Raw genomic sequence first — 16797 nt, 5'->3', positions numbered from 1 at the left:
CATGCTGAACCGCAGAGTGTTCCTCGGGCTCGCGGCCGGCGCCACCCTGGCGGGCTGCGGCTACCGCTCGGTCGACGCGGAGTACTCCCAACCCGCCGGCGCCGTGCCGAAGCAGTACGCCAATCGCGTCCGGGTGGTGTTCTGGTCGCCGTACGGCGGGGTGAACGGCAAGGCGGTCGACAAGCTCGTTGCCAAGTTCAACGATTCCCAGCAGGACGTGTACGTCGAGGTGCAGTTCCAGGGCAGCTACGACGACGTCGCCCAGAAGGTCGCGGCCGCGCTGGTCGCCAAGCAGGCGCCGGATCTCGCCGTCCTGTCCGACGTGACCTGGGAGCGGTTCTTCCTGAACGACGCGCTGGAACCGTTGAACGGCTACTTCACCGACGGATTCGGGCCGGCCGTCTTCCAGAAGAAGCTCTTCGGCGAGTACGTCGTGAAGGGGCAGAGCTGGTGTGTCCCGTTCGCCCGCAGCACGCCGATCCTCTACTACAACCGGGACGCGTTCGCGAAGGCCGGACTGCCGGATCGGGCCCCGCGCACCTGGAGTGAGCTGCGGTCCTGGGGGCCGGAGCTCGCCAAGGTGCAGTCAGGCGGCCGGTCGCTGCGGACCATCGCGTTCGCGAAGATCGACGGCGACTGGCAGTTCCAGGGCAACGTCTGGCAGTTCGGCGGTGCGTACTCGCACGGGCTCGACGTCACCATCGACCAGGACGGCGCGGTCGCCGCGGGTGAGTGGCAGCGCCAGCTGATCCATGAGCAGGGACAGGCCTACATGTCCAGCAGCCCGAGCACCGACTTCGCCAACGGCCTGGTGGGTGTCATCCAGGAGTCGACCGGCGGCCTGAAGACCATCACCAGCAAGGCGAAGTTCGAGGTCGGCGCCGGGTACATCCCGTCCGAGGTCGCCGCCGGGATCGCCACCGGTGGCGGCGGGATCGGGATGCTGCGCAACATCTCCACCGAACGGAAGCAGGCCGCGGCCGCGTTCCTCACCTTCCTCGCCCGGCCGGAGAACTCGGCCTGGTGGACGACCGAGACCGGCTACCTCCCGGTGGTCGACGCGGCGCGCGAGGATCCGGCGCTGAAGAAGCTGATCGCGGACCAGCCGAACTACGGTGTCGCGATCGCCCAGCTGGCGAACGCGCGGCAGCAGGACGCGATCCGGCTGTACGGACGGAACGCGAACGTCGTCATCTACACCGGCCTGCAGCAGATCTACGCCGACAACGCGGCACCGAAGAAGGTGTTCGAGTCGGTCGCCCGCCGGCTCGAGGCGATCGGGGACGAAGTCCGCCGACTCTACGAGGAGAGGGTTCTGTGATCATCACCGGCCACCGCGGCGCGCTCGGGACCGAGCCGGAGAACACGCTGCGGTCCTTCCACCGCGCGGTCTCCGACGGCTGCGACGAGATCGAGCTGGATCTCCGCGTCACGGCCGACGACGAGCTCGTCGTACTGCATGATGCGACGGTGGACCGGACCACGTCCGGCTCGGGCGAGGTGGCGTCGCTGGCGTTCGACCAGCTGCGGTCGCTGGATGCCGGGCTCGGCGAGGTGGTGCCGACCTGGGCCGAGACGGTCGCCGCGATCGACGTCCGGTTCCAGGCCGAGGTGAAGGCGGCACGCGCCGTACCGCTGCTGGTCGAATCCCTCCAGGCCGATCCGTCGCTGGCCGCCCGCACGATGGTCACGTCGTCCCACGTCGACATCCTGCTCGCCGTACGCCGTGCCATGCCGTCCGCGAACACCGGCCTGATCTTCGGCCGCACGCCCGCGATCGCCGACGTACTCTCGCTCACCCGAGCCGCCGAGGCAGGTACGGCGCTCTGCGGCATCGCCGGCCTGTCACCTGAGGGGGTGGCCGAGCTGCACGCGGCCGGCCTGGACGTCACGGCGTGGCCGGTCCCGGAGCCGGAGACCCTGGCCCGAGCGTTCGACCTCGGCGTCGACGGCATCACCACGGACAATCCGCACCTCCTCCAGCCGGTGCGGTAGCGGACCGCCAGGCCATCACAAGTGCCCTCCCTGCCGACCGCCCCGCGGGCTGGCGGCCGCCCGCGCCAGTTGTGATGGCCTGCCGGTCCGCTCACATTCCAACGTCTAAATTTGTTCTTTCGCGGAACAATAATGTGTGATTGCCTAGTGGCATGAGCATCAGCATCGGTGTGGTCGGAGCCGGCCAGTTCGCCCCCTCGTTCCTGCGGTTGTGGTCCGCGCACCCGGATGTGTCCGACGTGCGGCTGACCGACGTGGTCCCGGAACGCACCGCCGAGATGGCGGCCAAGCAGGGGATCACCCTCACCTATCAGTCGTTCGAGGAGATGCTCGCGTCCGACGTGGACGCGGTGGCGATCTTCACCCAGCGCTGGCTGCACGGTGAGATGGCGATCCGCGCGCTGGAGGCCGGCAAGCACGTGTACTCGACCGTCCCGATGGCGATCGAGGCGGACCAGATCGCCCGCATCATCGAGCTGGTCAAGGAGACCGGCCTGACCTACATGATGGGCGAGACCAGCTACTACTACCCGTCCTCGGTGTACTGCCGGCAGAAGCTGGCCGCGGGTGAGTTCGGCCGGGTGTTCTACTGCGAGGGCGACTACGTCCACGACATGGATCTCGGGTTCTACGCGGCGTACCAGTACAGCGGCGGCGACGACTGGAAGAAGACCGCCTCGTTCCCGCCCATGCTGTACCCGACGCATGCGGTGGGCAACGTTCTCTCGGTGACCGGGCAGCATGCCACCCACGTGTCCTGCATCGGCGTCCAGGACGATCGCGGCGACGGCGTCTTCGACAAGGAGATCAGCCAGTTCGACAACGACTTCAGCAACGCCACCGCGCTGTTCAAGCTGGCCGACGGCGGCGTGATGCGGACCAACGAGATGCGCCGGGTCGGCTACCCGTCGCACATCCGTGAGTCCCGGCTGCGTGTCTTCGGCACCGAGGGGAGCTTCGAGCAGCTGGCGACGACCACGGTCTGGCAGACCAAGGGAGGCGTGGAGGACATCAGCCACCTGATGGAGACCAAGCCGAGCGGTTCGCTGGAGGACGAGGACCTGGCGAACGTGGACCCGGCGCTGCGGGACGCGTTCCTGTCCGGGCTGTCTCCGGTGCACGACCGCAGCCGGCTGCCCGCCGAGTTCGCCGGCCTGCACAACGGTCACGAGGGCTCGCACCACTTCCTCGCCGACGACTTCGTCCGCGCGGTCGCCGACAAGACGCTCCCACCCGTCAACGCCTGGGTCGCCGCCCGCTACACCCTCCCCGGCATCTACGCCCACCAGTCCGCTCTCCAGGGCGGCGTACAACTGGAGATCCCCGACCACGGCGACGCGCCCGCCTGAAGCAGAAGAAAGGCCGACCGGCAATCCGGTCGGCCTTTCTCGTTGTGGGTCAGGCGGCGGCTGGTTCGCGGGCCTTCAGCTGGAGGCGCTGGATGCGGCTCTCCATCGGAGGGTGGGTGGAGAAGAGCGCCGCGATGCCGTGCCTGCTCAGCGGGTTGGCGATCATCAGGTGACTCTGGGTCGCCACACCCGCCTCGGCGGGCAGCGGCAGGGCCGCCGTACCGCGGCTGATCTTGGCCAGTGCACTCGCCAAGGCGAGCGGATCACCGGACAGCTCGGCGCCGTCGTCGTCGGCGGCGTACTCCCGGCGACGGCTGACCGCCAGCTGGATCAGGCCGGCCGCAAACGGGGCGAGCAGCACGGTGAGCAAGGTGACCAGCGGGTTCGGAGCGTCCTCGTCGTCCGAGGAGCCGAACGGCAGGAAGATCGCCAGGTTGGCGAGCATCGTGACAATGCCGGCCAGCCCTGCGGCGACGCTCGAGGTCAGGATGTCGCGGTTGTAGACGTGCGCAAGCTCGTGCCCGAGTACGGCGCGCAGTTCACGCCGGTTGAGGATCCGCAGGATCCCGTCCGTCACCGCGACGGCCGCGTGCTCCGGGTTCCGCCCGGTGGCGAACGCGTTCGGCTGGGCCACCGGGCTGACGTAGATCCGCGGCATCGGCTGACCCGCGCGCTGGGCGAGCTCGGCCACCACGGCGTACAGTTCCGGCGCCTGCTGCGGGCTGACCGGACGGGCCGCCATCGACCGCAGCGCCAGCTTGTCGGAGTTGAAGTACAGATAGGCGTTCAGGCCCAGCGACACCACAGTCGCGAGCAGCACACCCGTCGTACCGGCGAGGTATCCGCCGACGACGATGATGAGTGCGGTCAGCAAGCCCAGCAGGGCAGCGGTCCTGACCGCGTTACCCGCACGGCGAAGACCGGACATCGTTCATCACTCTCCATCAGGAAATGACTTTGGCCGCAACAACGTCACCGGTTGGGCCGGTATTCCTGGGTGGGTTCGTAGGATGCGGTATGGCTCTCGACCTGTTTGCGGAGATGTCCGTGAAGGACTACACGGTGGCGCTCGAGTGGTACGAGCGGCTGCTCGGCGCCCCGCCGATCATGTACCCGAATGACATCGAGGCGGTCTTCGAACTCGCCGAGCATCAGTACCTCGTCGTCGAGCACCGGCCCGATCACGCCGGCCACGGACAGGTGACGATCTTCTCCGCGGACTTCGACGAGCGGATCGAGGCGATCACCGCCCGAGGAGTCGATCCGGCCGAGCGGGAGACGTACGAGAACGGTGTCCGCAAGGTCATCTACCACGACCCGGACGGCAACGAGATCGGCTTCGGCGGCGGCCCGGCCGAGTAAGGGCAGGCACCCGTACTACGGCTCGTGGTCGGAGCGGTAGCGGAAGAGGTCGGGGAGGAAGTTCTCCAGGTTGCCGATCTCCTCGATGTGGTGGCGGATCCAGGCGGCGAGCTTGGCCGGCGGGAACGCCCGCCGGTGGGCCATCCGGTTGAGGACCAGGCCGCCCAGGGGAGTGTTGTCGCCGATGGTGAGGCGGGTGACATAGCGGGTGCCGCCGTTGTACGCCGTGAACTCGTTCTCCAGCCGGATGATCGACGTACCGAAGAGACGTTTGGAGATGATCGCCGCCTGGGTGTCGATCGTCTCGACCGTCACCTGGACGTCGATCAGCTTGCTCGTGTCGCGGCCCGGCGCCTCGGTGATGTGCAGGCTGGTGCCCGGATGGACCACAGGGCTCGAGGCCTGGTACGAGATGTGGTCGAGCGGATGCCAGACCAGATAGCGGGGCCAGGTCTCACCGGCGTACCTCATCGTCCCGGGGACATGGTGGTACCACCAGGCGAGCATCTCCGGCGTCACCTGGGCCAGTGGTGCGTGGCGGATGGTGACCACGGTCCGGCCGTCCTTCGCGGCGGTCCAGACGGCTGCGGACCCGAGCGGGCGGAGCGGCCACAGAACGGGGAGCGGTTCAGGAAGCTGCGGTGCCGTCATCCTCTGCGCGTGCCCGACTCCAGCACTCCGAAACAAGCCGAGGCGTACTGCGCGACACTCGGCGAAGGCGCTGAACCGTCAGACACCGCCTAGTCGTAGATCCGGCGCAGGCGCACCGACATGGAGTTGTCGATGTGCTGGTTCATCGCGGCTTCGGCGGCGTCCGGGTCGCCAGAGCTGATCGCGTCGACCAGGGTGCGGTGCTCGGTGAGGACTTCGGGGCCGATGTCGCGCTCGTAGTGCAGCCGGAAGATGTGCAGGTGGCAGTGGGTCCGCTCGAACGCGAGCCGGACCTGCTCACTGCCGGACAGCGAGGCGATCAGGGAGTGGAACCGGTTGTCGTGCGCGGTGAGCGACTTGTAGCCGGCATAGTCCACCGACGTCGGCTCGACCGCGTTCGCCAGCTCGGCCTTCAGCCGGGCGCGGCCCTCGTCGTCGATCAACTCGGCGGCCCGCCGCGCGGCCCACGGCTCGAGCAACCGGCGGAACCGGTACAGATCGTCGAACTCCTCCAGCGACAGCAACGGTGTCGCGCGGTATCCCTTGAGCGGCTCCTTGTCCGCGAGTCCCTCGGACTCCAGCCGCGCCAGCGCCTCCCGGACCGGGGTCGAGGACACCTGGAACTCGCGCGCCAGCCCGTCGATCGAGATCCGTGCGCCGGGCCGGATGACGTGGTCCATCAGCATCGTCTTGATCGCCTCGTACACGTCGTCGGCGAGCATCTGCCGGCGCGTCAGCCGCCGATTCTGCGGCTCCACGATCTCCGTCATCGATTCTCCGGATCCTGGTCGCGGCCTTGACCCGTCCGGTCGGGTTAGGCAGGGTTGCACTGGTAATCATGCATCATGCACGATTCATGGTCCCGGAGCTACCGGAAGGCAGAATTGATGGTGAGGTTCGAAGAGATCGGCGTCCTGCCCGAGCCGGGTGACAACGTCGCGATCGCCTCTCGCCGCCTAGACGCCGGCACCCGGGTCGAACTCGGCGACAGTGTCCTGACGTTGTCGCACACCGTGCTCGAAGGTCACCGCTTCGTCACGTCACCGGTCCGCACCGGCGAGGCACTGCTGTCCTGGGGGACGCCGTTCGCCCGAGCCTCCCGTGATCTCGTCCCCGGCGACTACGTGTGTACGCCGACCAGCCTCGCCGCGGTCAGCGCCCGCGGAGTCGAAGGTCTCCCGGCCGAGCCGTCGGCCACCAACGAACCGCTCGACCCGTACCGGCTCGACGAGTCCACGCTGAACTTCGGCGCCCAGGTGACCAGCGTCGAGCAGCCCGGCACGTTCCTCGGCTATCCCCGCGAGCAAGGCTCGGCCGGAACCCGCAACCACGTGGTGATCATGGCGACCAGCTCGCGCAGCAGCGGGTTCGTCACCGAGCTCGCCCGTCGCTTCGACGGCGCGTCCGCCGGAGACGGCGTCGTACCTGTGCCCCACACGGAGGGTGGCGAGGACGAGGCGCCGAACAACCTGGACCTGCTGCTCCGGACGCTGGCCGGCTTCACGCTGAACCCGAACGTCGGCGCGGTCCTCATCGTCGACACCGAGGACGACGTCGTGTCCGGCCAGGCGATCAAGGACTACATGACGGAGCACGGCTATCCGTCGATCAAGGTGCCGCACGCGTACTTCACCCGCCGGGCCGGCTTCGAGCAGGACCTGACCGCGGCCGGCGCGCTGGTCGAGCCGTGGCTTCCGGTCGTGGACGCCCAGCAGCGGGTCGAGGTCCCGCTCGCCGACCTGAAGATCGCCTTGCAGTGCGGGGGATCGGACGCGTTCTCCGGGATCACCGCCAATCCGCTGGCCGGCCAGGTCGGCGCCGAGGTGATCAAGCACGGCGGCGCCGCCGTACTCGCGGAGACCGACGAGCTGATCGGCGCCGAGGGGTACGTGCTGAAGAACGTCCGCGACCTGGCCACCGCCCGCCGCTTCCTCGCCACTGTCCGGTCGTTCAAGGAACGCGTCGGCTGGCACGGGCACACCGCGGAGGGCAACCCGTCCGGCGGCAACGTGTACCGCGGGCTCTACAACATCGTGCTGAAGTCGATCGGCGCCGCGCGGAAACTGCCGCGCGAGGTGCGGCTCGACCACGTGATCGAGTACGGCGAACTGCTGCCTGGGTGGGATGGGGTGGGGCCGAAGGCAGGGCGCTGCAACGGCTACATCTTCATGGACAGCCCCGGCAACGACCTCGAGTCCGTCGCCGGTGAGGTCGCCAGCGGCTGCAACCTGATCTTCTTCACCACCGGCAACGGCTCGATCACCAACTTCCCGTTCGTCCCGACCGTGAAGTTCGTCACGACCTCGGCCAGGTACGAGCGCCTGCACGCCGAAATGGATGTGGACGCGGGCCGCTACCTCACCGGTACGCCGATGGCGCAGCTGACCGCGGAGACGTTCGACCTCACCGTCCGGGTCGCGTCGGGTGAGCCGACCGCCGGAGAGCGGGCCGGCCACAGCCAGGTGTCGATCTGGCGGAACTGGCGGCAGAGCGGACCGCGGGAAGGCATCTCGATCAGCACCGACGGCCGGATGAGTCGCAAGCTGACCGAGCTCCCGGCCGAGGACCGCGACGCACCACTCGACGGCCTCCCGTTGACCGGCCTCGGAACCAACGCGCGGACCGCCGTACAGCTGCTCGAGGTCGACGACCGCCTCGTGCCGGAGTCGGTCGGCCTGATCCTGCCGACCAGCCTGTGCTCGGGGCAGATCGCGCTGCGGCTCGCGGGCCAGGCGGAGCTGGAGAAATGGGCCGGCGACGCGGTCACGCGGATGGTTGCGCTCCCGCACACCGAGGGATGCGGCAGCAGTGGCGGCGCGTCCGAGGAGACGTTCGCGCGCACGATGCTCGGCTACCTGCTGCACCCGAACACTCGATTGGCGCTGCTCCTCGAGCACGGCTGCGAGAAGACGCACAACGACTACTTCCGGTCCCGCCTGGTCGAGTCCGGTGCGGATCCGTCCCGCTTCGGCTGGGCCAGCATCCAAGCCGACGGCGGCCTCTCGGCTGTCGCGGACAAGGTCAGGGAGTGGTTCAGCGGCTTCGACCTGCAGGCACCGGTCGAGTACGACGGGACACTCGGCGACCTGACCATCGGCCTGGAAGCCCGCGGGCCTTTGTCCGACGTGACCGCCGAGGCGCTGGCGTTGATCGGCCGCGAGATCGTCGGCTCGGGCGGCTCCGTCGTACTGTCGTCGCGTGGTGCCTTGCTGGCTCATGACGGCTTCCGCACCGCTGCCTTCGGCTCTGCGGCTTCCCAGCCATCGACGATCGCGCACGGGCAGCGGTTCGCCGAGCCGGGCTGGCACGTGATGCGGATGCCCGGCACCGACTGGATGGAGACCGCGACCGGCTTCGGGGCCGGTGGGGTCCAGCAGATCCTCGCGCACGTAGCCGGCGGCACCTTGTCAGCGCAACGGTTCGTGCCGGTCGTTGAGCTAAGCAACGACCCGGACACAGTCGTCAAGTACGGCGATGACCTCGACGCGGTGGCGACCGGCGACGCGGCGGAGCAGGCCCGGGCCGGACTCGACACGATCGCTGCTGTGGCGAGCCGCCGGATGGTTCCCAAGGCGGTTGCCTCTGGCAACGTCGGTTTCCAGATCACCCGTGGTTTGCTCGGTACCTCGATGTGAAAGGCAGTCATATGCACTTGGTCCGTTACCAGTCCCAGGACGGGCGGCCGGTCGTCGGTGTGCGCACCGGTGAGACGGTGGCTCCGATCGAAGGCGCCGGCAGCTTCGCCGAGCTCCTTCGACTGACCGTCGACGAGCTGCAGACCGCGGTCGCCAAGGTCGGTGAGTCCGTGCCGGCCGACGGCGTTCGGTTCCTGCCGCCGCTCGACGGGCGCGGCGAGGTCTGGTGCGCGGGCGTCACCTACGAGCGGTCGCGTGGCGCCCGGATGGAGGAGAGCACCGAGCAGTCCGTGTACGACAAGGTCTACACCGCAGACCGGCCCGAGCTGTTCCAGAAGGCGCCGGCCTGGCGGGTCGTCGCGGACGGCGAGCCGGTGGGCATCCGGGTGGACTCCGGTCACGACGTACCGGAGCCGGAGCTCGCCGTGGTCGCCAACAGCCACGGCGAGATCGTCGGCTTCACCGTCTGCAACGACATGAGCTCGCGCTCGATCGAAGGCGTGAACCCGCTCTACGTGCCGCAGGCCAAGCTGTTCGCCGGCGGTTGCGCGCTGGCCGCCGGGATCCGGCCGGTCTGGGAGGTGGAGAACCCGAAGGACCTCAGCATCGACCTGGTCATCGAGCGCGCGGGTGACGAGGTGTTCGCGGGTACGACGTCCACCGCGAAGCTGGTCCGCGAGCTGCAGGACCTGATCGACGCCCTGTTCCTGCCCAACGACTTCCCGGACGGCGTGATCCTGGCCACCGGGACCGGGATCGTGCCCGAGCTGGATTTCGCGCTGGCCGAGGGTGACGTCATCACGATCACCATCGCCGAGGTCGGAGCGCTGACGAATACGGTGGCAGTAGGCCGGGAACCCTTCGCGTTCCTGGCAACCGACAACCTGGAGGGCAAGCGATGATTCCGGACACCACCCCCGCCGAGCTCGAGCAGGCCCTGGCCGACGCGGCGGCCGCCGCACCGGCGTTCGGCGCCTCCGAGCCCGCCGTTCGGGCCGGGTGGATCCGCGCCGTGGCGGACGCGCTGGACGCGGCCGCGGACGAGCTCGTGCCGATCGCGATGCGGGAGTCGTCGCTGCCCGAGCCGCGGCTGCGCGGCGAGGTCGCGCGCAGCACCGGTCAGCTGCGGCTGTTCGCGGACGTGCTGGAAGAGGGCTCGCTGCTGGAAGTCGTCATCGACACGGCCGACGCCGAGGCGAAGCCGGTTCCGCGTCCCGACCTGCGTCGCGTGCTGGTCCCGCTCGGGCCGGTGCTGGTGTTCGCGGCCAGCAACTTCCCGTTTGCCTTCAGCGTCTGCGGCGGTGACACCGCATCCGCACTGGCCGCTGGTTGCCCGGTGATCGTCAAAGCACACCCCGGCCACCCTGAGCTGTCGGTGAAGACGGCTGAGGTCATGATGGAGGCGCTGCGGGTCGCCGGTGCGCCGGCCGGCACGTTCGGCCTCATCCAGGGCTTCGACGTCGGCGTCACCGCGCTGAAGGACCCGCGCATCACCGCGGCCGGCTTCACCGGTTCGGTCCCGGCCGGCAAGGCGCTGCACGAGATCGCGGTCACCCGGCCCGAGCCGATCCCGTTCTACGGCGAGCTCGGCAGCCTGAACCCGGTCTTCGTCACCCAGGCCGCGATCGATGCCCGAGGCAAGGACATCGCGAGCGGGTACGTCGGCTCGTTCACGCTCGGCGTCGGCCAGTTCTGCACCAAGCCCGGCCTGCTCTTCCTGCCCTCCGGGCACGGCCTGCAGGACCAGCTGACGGAGGCGGCCGGCGGTGTCGCCGAGGCGCCGATGCTGAACGACCGGATCAAGGAGGGCTTCACCTCCGGACTGGACCGGCTGCAGAAGGTCGACGGCCTTCGGGTCTGGGCCTCCGGCGGCGCGACGTTGCTGCAGACAACGGTCACCGAACTGCTCGCCCGGCGCGACGAGATCCTCGAGGAGTGCTTCGGCCCGGTCTCGATCGTCGTCGAGTACGACGGTCTCGACGAGCTGCGGTCCGCGGTGGAAGCCTTCGAGGGCAACCTCACCGCGACGCTGCATGCGGAGGACTCGGACGTGGAGCTGGCGTCCGAGCTGTTGCCGTTGCTGACGGCAAGGGCAGGGCGGGTGCTCTGGAACGGCTGGCCGACCGGTGTCGCCGTCTCCTGGGCCCAGCACCACGGTGGCCCGTTCCCCTCGACCGTCGGGTCGATCCACACCAGCGTCGGTGTGACCGCGGCCCGCCGGTTCCAGCGTCCGGTGGCTTACCAGGACGCACCCGACGCGGTGCTGCCCGCCGTACTGAAGGACTCGAACCCGGCCGGGATCAGCCGCCGGGTCAACGGCACAGTGACCACAGGTGAGGTGTCTCGATGAGCGATCTCCCCCCGACCAACGACCCGGTCGACGCCGAGCTGCCGGGCGACGTCCCCGGTGCGCCGACCCCTGAGAAGACTGGGGGCTTCGGCGGAGATCGGCCGGAGGCGCCGATCGGGCGGCGCAGCTTCGACCACTGGTTCGGCGAGAAGGACCGCAACGGGTTCATCCACCGGTCCTGGATGCGCGCGCAGGGGTTCTCCGACGAGGTGTTCGACGGCCGACCGGTGATCGGCATCTGCAACACCTGGTCCGAGCTCACCCCGTGCAACGCGCACCTGCGCCGGGTCGCCGACTCGGTCAAGCGCGGTGTCTGGCAGGCCGGCGGGTTCCCGCTGGAGTTCCCGGTCATGTCGCTCGGCGAGACGATGCTCCGGCCGACCGCGATGCTGTTCCGCAACCTGCTCAGCATGGACGTCGAGGAGTCGTTGCGCGGCAACCCGATCGACGGCGCCGTCCTGCTGACCGGCTGCGACAAGACCACGCCGGGCTCGATCATGGGTGCCGCCAGCGTCGACCTGCCCACCATGGTGGTGACCGGCGGCCCGATGCTGAACGGCAAGTTCCGCGGCTGCGACATCGGCTCCGGTACGGCGGTCTGGCGGTTCACCCAGGACCGCAACGCCGGCCGGATGTCCGAGGAGGACTACGCGGCGGCCGAGTCCGGCATGTCCCGCAGCAACGGGCACTGCATGACCATGGGTACGGCGTCCACGATGGCCTGTATGGCCGAGGCGCTCGGTCTGCAGCTGACCGGTGGCGCGGCCATTCCCGCGGTCGACTCGCGCCGCTACTCGATCGCCCAGCAGACCGGGCAGCGGATCGTCCAGCTGGTGCACGAGGACCTCAAGCCGAGTGACATCCTGACCCGGGACGCGTTCGCGAACGCGGTCCGGGCGAACGCGGCGATCGGCGGCTCGACCAACTTCGTCATCCACCTGCTCGCGATCGCCGGCCGGGTCGGCGTCAACGTGACGCTGGACGACATCGACGAGTGGGCCCGCGGCGTGCCGTGGCTGGTCGACCTGCAGCCGTCGGGCAAGTACCTGATGGAGGACTTCTACTACGCCGGCGGCCTGCCCGCGGTGATGAAGGAGATCCTCCCGCTGCTCAAGACCGACGCGATCACCGTGACCGGCAAGACCATCGGCGAGAACGTCGCGAACGCCGAGCGGACGGTCGACACCGATGTGATCCGGAGCGTCGGCAACCCGCTGGGCAGTGGCGCCGGGACCGCCGTGCTGAAGGGCAACCTGGCGCCGGACGGTGCCGTCATCAAGCAGTCGGCGGCGTCGGAGCGGTTGCTGCGGCACCGGGGCAAGGCGCTGGTGTTCACCGCCATCGAGGACTATGACAAGGCCGTGGACGATCCGGATCTGGACGTCGACGAGGACACCGTGCTGGTGCTCCAGAACGCCGGTCCGCGCGGCTATCCGGGCATGCCCGAGGTCGGCAACCTGACGATCCCGCGCAAGCTCGCCGAGCAAGGCGTCGAGGACATGGTGCGGATCTCGGACGCGCGGATGAGCGGTACGGCGTACGGCACCGTCGTACTGCATGTCACGCCGGAAGCGGCCGTTGGTGGTCCGTTGGCACTGGTGCGGACGGGTGACTGGATCGAGCTCGACGTACCGGCTCGGCGGTTGCACCTCGACGTACCCGAGGAGGAGCTGGAGAAGCGGCGGGCCGACTGGCAGCCGCCGGCGCCGCCGTCGGATCGCGGCTGGGCGCGGCTGTACGTCGACCATGTCACCCAGGCGAACCAGGGCTGCGACCTCGACTTCCTGGTCGGCCGCACCGGCTCGGCCGTGGCCCGGCAGAGTCACTGATGACCTCCTCACAACCGCCGAGCGAAGCGAGGCGTGCTTGGGGGCCTTTTGACGCGATCCGGGGGCTGAGGCCGACCGGTGTGATCCCACCGGTCACGCCGATCCGCCGGCTGCTTCCGGGTCTGCCCAGCTCAGCTGATCCGTATGCGGAGGCTCAGATGGCCCTCGAGCCGCTGCGCGAGCGGATCCTTCCCGGTGCGCGGATCGCGGTGACGGCGGGCAGCCGCGGGATCCACGATCTCGTGCCGGTCGTCCGCGCCGCGGTGGACTGGCTGAAGTCCGTGGGCGCCGCGCCGTTCGTCGTACCCGCGATGGGATCGCACGGCGGCGCCACCGCGCCCGGTCAGGTGGAGATGCTGGCCGGGCTGGGGATCACCGAGGCCTCGGTCGGCTGCCCGATCGAGGCGACGATGGAGACCGTTGTCGTCGGCACCTTGTCCGACGGTACGCCGGTGCACCACGACGCGCTCGCCGCCAAGGCGGACGGCGTACTGCTGGTGAACCGGATCAAACCGCACACCGACTTCCACGGCCCGATCGAGAGCGGGCTGGCGAAGATCCTGGCGATCGGCCTGGGCAACCACTCCGGCGCGGCTTCCCTGCACGCCGGTGGGATTCCCTCGCTCGGCGGTGCGATCGAGGCCGCCGCCCGGATGGTCATTGCTCAAGGCAAGGTTCTGGGCGGTCTCGGCATTCTCGAGAACGCGTTGGAGCGGACCGCCGCGGTGGAGTTCGTCGACGCCGACGGGATCGCCGGGCCGGCCGAGAACGCGTTGCTGCAGCGGGCGGGCAGTCTGCTCGGGCGGTTGCCGTTCGCCGAGCTGGACGTGCTGGTCGTGGACGAGATGGGCAAGGACAAGTCCGGGGCCGGCATGGACACGAACGTGATCGGCCGGTGCTGGGTGCACGGGATCCCCGAGTTCGAGTCGCCGTCGATCGCGGCGATCAGCGTGCACTCGCTGTCCGAGGCCTCCCACGGAAACGCGTCCGGCCTCGGCCTGGCCGACGTGATCCCGGCCCGGATCCTGGAGCAGATCGACCTGCGGGCGAGTTACGTGAACGCGCTGACCTCCGGCGCCGGCGGAGCCCGCCGGTCCCGGCTGCCGATGGTGATGGAGGACGACGAGGCCGCCGTTCTCGCCGCCGCGACGATGTGCGGCCGGCGCGACTGGTCCGAGCTCCGGCTGGCCCGGATCAAGGACACCCTTTCCCCGAACGAGTTGATGGTGACGCCCGCACTGCTGACCGAGGCGGGTGACCGACTCGACCTGGAGATCACCGGTACGGCCCGGAACCTGACGTCGGCCGGCCGGCTCGGACCCTGGAGTGACGCATGAACCTTCGCGACGCACACGCGCTACTGGCCGATCGTGGTTTCCGCCCGGGGGAGACGTCCACGGCCACGTTCCCGGACGGATCGCCGTACAAGGTGGAGATCCCCTCCTGTGAAGGGCCGGGGGTGATGGCCGCCGTACTGGAGGAGGCCAAGACCCGCGGGGTGACCATCGACCGGGTGTCGCAGGGCAGCGGGGTGATGATGCTGACCGACGGCGAGATCGAGGAGATGCTCTCGCTGGGTGCGTCCGCCGGTGTCGAGGTCTGCCTGTTCCTGGGGCCGCGCGGTTCCTGGGACATCGGCGGCCAGGCGAAGGTGTCGGCCGCGGTCGGTGGTGTTGCCCGGGGCAACGAGAACGTTGCCGCGTCGCTGTGTGACGCCTTCCGCGCGGTCGAGCTCGGGGTGCGCAGCCTGCTCGTCGGGGATCTCGGCGTACTGGAGATCCTGGGCGAGCTGAAGGTCGACGGGTCGTTGCCGTCGGACCTGGTGCTGAAGACGTCGGTGCTGATGCCGTTGGCCAATGCTCCGACGGCGCGGTTGTACGAGCGGCTGGGCGCGACCAGCCTGAACGTCTCGACCGACCTGCCGGTGCCGGTGCTGGCCGAGATCCGGTCGGTGACGACGGTGCCGATCGACATGTACATCGAGGTGCCCGACGACCAGGGCGGCCACGTGCGGTTCTACGACGTACCGGAGATCGTCCGCGTCGCCGCGCCAGTGTACCTGAAGATGGGCCTGCGGAACGCGCCGAACATCTACCCGGTCGGCGCCCACCTCGCCGGTACGGCGGAAGCCCTCGGCCGGGAGCGCGTCCGCCGCGCGGAGTTGATCCTGCGCCTGCTGGCCGAACAGGACGAAGGATGAGGTCATCCGATCATCTGGTCGACCGGCTTCGTTCGGTGCTGGGCGACAAGGCCGTGCTGGACGATCCCGACGTACTGGACGCTCATCGCAACGATCACGCGACCTTCTGCACGGCCGGCGTACCGCGGGTGCTGGTTCGGCCCTCGTCGACCGCTGAGGTGTCCGAGGTGTTGCGGGCGGCCAGTGCGTTCGGGGTGCCGGTGGTGACGCAGGGAGCGCGGACCGGGTTGTCGGGGGCGGCGAACGCGCTCGACGGGTGCATCCTGCTGTCGACGTCGCGGCTCGACCAGATTCTCGAGGTCTCGGTCGAGGACCAGGTCGCGGTCGTGCAGCCGGGAGTGGTCAACGCCGAGCTGTCCCGGGCTGTGCTCGACAAGGGTTTGTTCTACCCGCCGGATCCGTCGTCGTGGGAGATGTCCACGATGGGTGGGAACATCGCCACCAACGCCGGTGGCTTGTGCTGCGTGAAGTACGGCGTGACGTCGGACTTCGTACGCGGCCTCGAGGTGGTGCTGGCGTCAGGTGAGGTGGTCAGGACCGGCCGCCGCTCGGCGAAGGGCGTCGCCGGGTACGACCTGACCCGGTTGATCGTCGGATCCGAGGGGACGCTCGGCGTCGTCACGGAGGCGACGCTGGCGCTGCGTCCCGCACCTGAGGCGGCGTTGACCGCGGCGGCGACGTTCCTGTCCATCGAGGACGGGATTGCTGCCGCTGCCGCGGTGATGGCGTCCGGACTCCGGCCGTCGCTGCTGGAGTTCCTGGACGGGCCGACGGCGCGGGCGATCCAGGACTACCGGGACATGGGGCTGCCGGCCGACGTCGGCTCGCTGCTGATCGCCCAGTCGGATCGTGGTCCGCGAGCGGCCGAGGACGTCGCGCGGATCGCCGCGATCTGTTCCGAGCACGGAGCCGTCGAGGTGGCCGAGGCGGCGGACGCCGAGGAGTCGCGGATGCTGCTCGAGGCCCGCCGGCTGGTGAATCCGGCGTTGGAGCCCCTGGGTGTCACGCTGGTCGACGATGTCGCCGTACCGCGCTCGAAACTGGTCCCGTTGCTGCGCGGCATCGCCGAGATCGGCACGAAGTACGACGTACTGATCTGTTGCCCAGGGCACGTAGGCGACGGCAACATGCACCCGACCGTGATCTTCGAGCGACACGACCCAGCCGCCGAGGCGCGGGCGCTGGAGGCGTTCGGCGCGGTGATGGAGCTCGGCTTGGGGCTGGGCGGCACGATCACCGGCGAACACGGCATCGGCAAGCTCAAACGCCACTGGCTGGCCCAGGAACTCGGCCCGGTCGGCCTGCGCCTGCAACGCGAGATCAAGGCCGTCTTCGACCCCGACAACCTCCTCAACCCGGACAAGCTGTTCCTCTGAGGTTCCCCTGCTTGGAGCCTGAGGTCCCCCTGCCTGGAGTCGAACCAGGG

14 protein-coding genes are annotated in these 16797 nt (G+C 69.3%); 11 read left to right on the top strand and 3 right to left on the bottom strand.

Translation table 11 applies throughout. From position 1 onward, the window contains the following. Position 1: 1 nt before the first annotated feature. From AB0F43_RS27055 to AB0F43_RS27045, 3 genes are all read left to right on the top strand, one after another. The gene (locus AB0F43_RS27055; protein ID WP_360482529.1) at positions 2 to 1321 is read left to right on the top strand and encodes an ABC transporter substrate-binding protein; all 1320 of its coding nucleotides are present in this window, start codon (positions 2 to 4) and stop codon (positions 1319 to 1321) included. After that, positions 1318 to 1995: a glycerophosphodiester phosphodiesterase family protein gene (locus AB0F43_RS27050; protein ID WP_360482526.1), complete on the top strand. Its 678-nt coding sequence runs from the start codon at positions 1318 to 1320 to the stop codon at positions 1993 to 1995. The genes AB0F43_RS27055 and AB0F43_RS27050 overlap by 4 nt, the downstream gene beginning before the upstream one ends. A gap of 152 nt (positions 1996 to 2147) precedes the next feature. Then, positions 2148 to 3344, top strand: coding sequence for a Gfo/Idh/MocA family oxidoreductase (locus AB0F43_RS27045; RefSeq protein ID WP_360482523.1), 1197 nt, complete (start codon positions 2148 to 2150; stop codon positions 3342 to 3344). 49 nt (positions 3345 to 3393) lie between these two features. On the opposite strand, the gene htpX is transcribed toward AB0F43_RS27045, so the two are convergent. Next, a complete protein-coding gene (gene htpX, locus AB0F43_RS27040) occupies positions 3394 to 4272 on the bottom strand; it encodes a zinc metalloprotease HtpX (protein ID WP_360482521.1) in 879 nt (292 codons plus the stop codon). Positions 4273 to 4361: 89 nt separating this feature from the next. Between htpX and AB0F43_RS27035 the strand changes: the two genes are divergently transcribed. Then, a complete protein-coding gene (locus AB0F43_RS27035) occupies positions 4362 to 4706 on the top strand; it encodes a VOC family protein (protein WP_360482518.1) in 345 nt (114 codons plus the stop codon). A 15-nt stretch (positions 4707 to 4721) separates the two neighbouring features. On the opposite strand, the gene AB0F43_RS27030 is transcribed toward AB0F43_RS27035, so the two are convergent. Together AB0F43_RS27030 and AB0F43_RS27025 are read right to left on the bottom strand one after the other, a co-directional pair. After that, on the bottom strand, positions 4722 to 5357 hold the full coding sequence (locus tag AB0F43_RS27030) for a hypothetical protein (RefSeq protein ID WP_360482515.1): 636 nt from the start codon (positions 5355 to 5357) through the stop codon (positions 4722 to 4724). A gap of 89 nt (positions 5358 to 5446) precedes the next feature. Further along, positions 5447 to 6127 (bottom strand): GntR family transcriptional regulator, encoded by a 681-nt coding sequence (locus tag AB0F43_RS27025; protein ID WP_360482512.1) that lies wholly within the window; start codon positions 6125 to 6127, stop codon positions 5447 to 5449. Between the two features lie 117 nt (positions 6128 to 6244). Here AB0F43_RS27025 and AB0F43_RS27020 point away from each other — a divergent pair, with 117 nt between their 5' ends. The 7 genes from AB0F43_RS27020 to AB0F43_RS26990 all read left to right on the top strand — a co-directional run bounded on the left by AB0F43_RS27020 (position 6245) and on the right by AB0F43_RS26990 (position 16747). After that, positions 6245 to 8992, top strand: a complete 2748-nt coding sequence (locus AB0F43_RS27020) for a UxaA family hydrolase (protein ID WP_360482509.1) — start codon at positions 6245 to 6247, stop codon at positions 8990 to 8992. A gap of 11 nt (positions 8993 to 9003) precedes the next feature. Continuing rightward, positions 9004 to 9894, top strand: coding sequence for a fumarylacetoacetate hydrolase family protein (locus AB0F43_RS27015; RefSeq protein WP_360482506.1), 891 nt, complete (start codon positions 9004 to 9006; stop codon positions 9892 to 9894). Next, positions 9891 to 11342 (top strand): aldehyde dehydrogenase (NADP(+)), encoded by a 1452-nt coding sequence (locus AB0F43_RS27010; protein ID WP_360482503.1) that lies wholly within the window; start codon positions 9891 to 9893, stop codon positions 11340 to 11342. Before AB0F43_RS27015 ends, AB0F43_RS27010 begins: the two co-directional genes overlap by 4 nt. After that, a complete protein-coding gene (locus tag AB0F43_RS27005) occupies positions 11339 to 13171 on the top strand; it encodes an IlvD/Edd family dehydratase (protein WP_360482500.1) in 1833 nt (610 codons plus the stop codon). Before AB0F43_RS27010 ends, AB0F43_RS27005 begins: the two co-directional genes overlap by 4 nt. A 158-nt stretch (positions 13172 to 13329) precedes the next feature. Beyond that, entirely contained in the window at positions 13330 to 14508 is a 1179-nt protein-coding gene (locus tag AB0F43_RS27000; protein WP_360482497.1) for a DUF2088 domain-containing protein, read from the top strand. Further along, on the top strand, positions 14505 to 15371 hold the full coding sequence (locus tag AB0F43_RS26995; protein WP_360482494.1) for a U32 family peptidase: 867 nt from the start codon (positions 14505 to 14507) through the stop codon (positions 15369 to 15371). The genes AB0F43_RS27000 and AB0F43_RS26995 overlap by 4 nt, the downstream gene beginning before the upstream one ends. Continuing rightward, a complete protein-coding gene (locus AB0F43_RS26990) occupies positions 15368 to 16747 on the top strand; it encodes an FAD-linked oxidase C-terminal domain-containing protein (protein ID WP_360482491.1) in 1380 nt (459 codons plus the stop codon). The genes AB0F43_RS26995 and AB0F43_RS26990 overlap by 4 nt, the downstream gene beginning before the upstream one ends. Positions 16748 to 16797 lie beyond the last annotated feature (50 nt).

Origin of the sequence: Kribbella sp. NPDC023972 (genome assembly GCF_040639075.1) — a bacterium.
GTDB lineage: Bacteria > Actinomycetota > Actinomycetes > Propionibacteriales > Kribbellaceae > Kribbella.
The sequence above is the reverse complement of the archived record's forward strand: the minus strand, read 5'-3'. Positions and strand labels throughout refer to the sequence as shown.

Bases quoted from the DNA above. Each gene is read 5' to 3' on its own strand.
- AB0F43_RS27055 (WP_360482529.1), top strand. From the start codon at position 2: ATGCTGAACCGCAGAGTGTTCCTCGGGCTCGCGGCCGGCGCCACCCTG.
- AB0F43_RS27045 (WP_360482523.1), top strand. From the start codon at position 2,148: ATGAGCATCAGCATCGGTGTGGTCGGAGCCGGCCAGTTCGCCCCCTCG.
- htpX (WP_360482521.1), bottom strand. From the start codon at position 4,272: ATGTCCGGTCTTCGCCGTGCGGGTAACGCGGTCAGGACCGCTGCCCTG.
- AB0F43_RS27035 (WP_360482518.1), top strand. From the start codon at position 4,362: ATGGCTCTCGACCTGTTTGCGGAGATGTCCGTGAAGGACTACACGGTG.
- AB0F43_RS27030 (WP_360482515.1), bottom strand. From the start codon at position 5,357: ATGACGGCACCGCAGCTTCCTGAACCGCTCCCCGTTCTGTGGCCGCTC.
- AB0F43_RS27025 (WP_360482512.1), bottom strand. From the start codon at position 6,127: ATGACGGAGATCGTGGAGCCGCAGAATCGGCGGCTGACGCGCCGGCAG.
- AB0F43_RS27020 (WP_360482509.1), top strand. From the start codon at position 6,245: ATGGTGAGGTTCGAAGAGATCGGCGTCCTGCCCGAGCCGGGTGACAAC.
- AB0F43_RS27015 (WP_360482506.1), top strand. From the start codon at position 9,004: ATGCACTTGGTCCGTTACCAGTCCCAGGACGGGCGGCCGGTCGTCGGT.
- AB0F43_RS27010 (WP_360482503.1), top strand. From the start codon at position 9,891: ATGATTCCGGACACCACCCCCGCCGAGCTCGAGCAGGCCCTGGCCGAC.
- AB0F43_RS27005 (WP_360482500.1), top strand. From the start codon at position 11,339: ATGAGCGATCTCCCCCCGACCAACGACCCGGTCGACGCCGAGCTGCCG.
- AB0F43_RS27000 (WP_360482497.1), top strand. From the start codon at position 13,330: ATGGCCCTCGAGCCGCTGCGCGAGCGGATCCTTCCCGGTGCGCGGATC.
- AB0F43_RS26995 (WP_360482494.1), top strand. From the start codon at position 14,505: ATGAACCTTCGCGACGCACACGCGCTACTGGCCGATCGTGGTTTCCGC.
- AB0F43_RS26990 (WP_360482491.1), top strand. From the start codon at position 15,368: ATGAGGTCATCCGATCATCTGGTCGACCGGCTTCGTTCGGTGCTGGGC.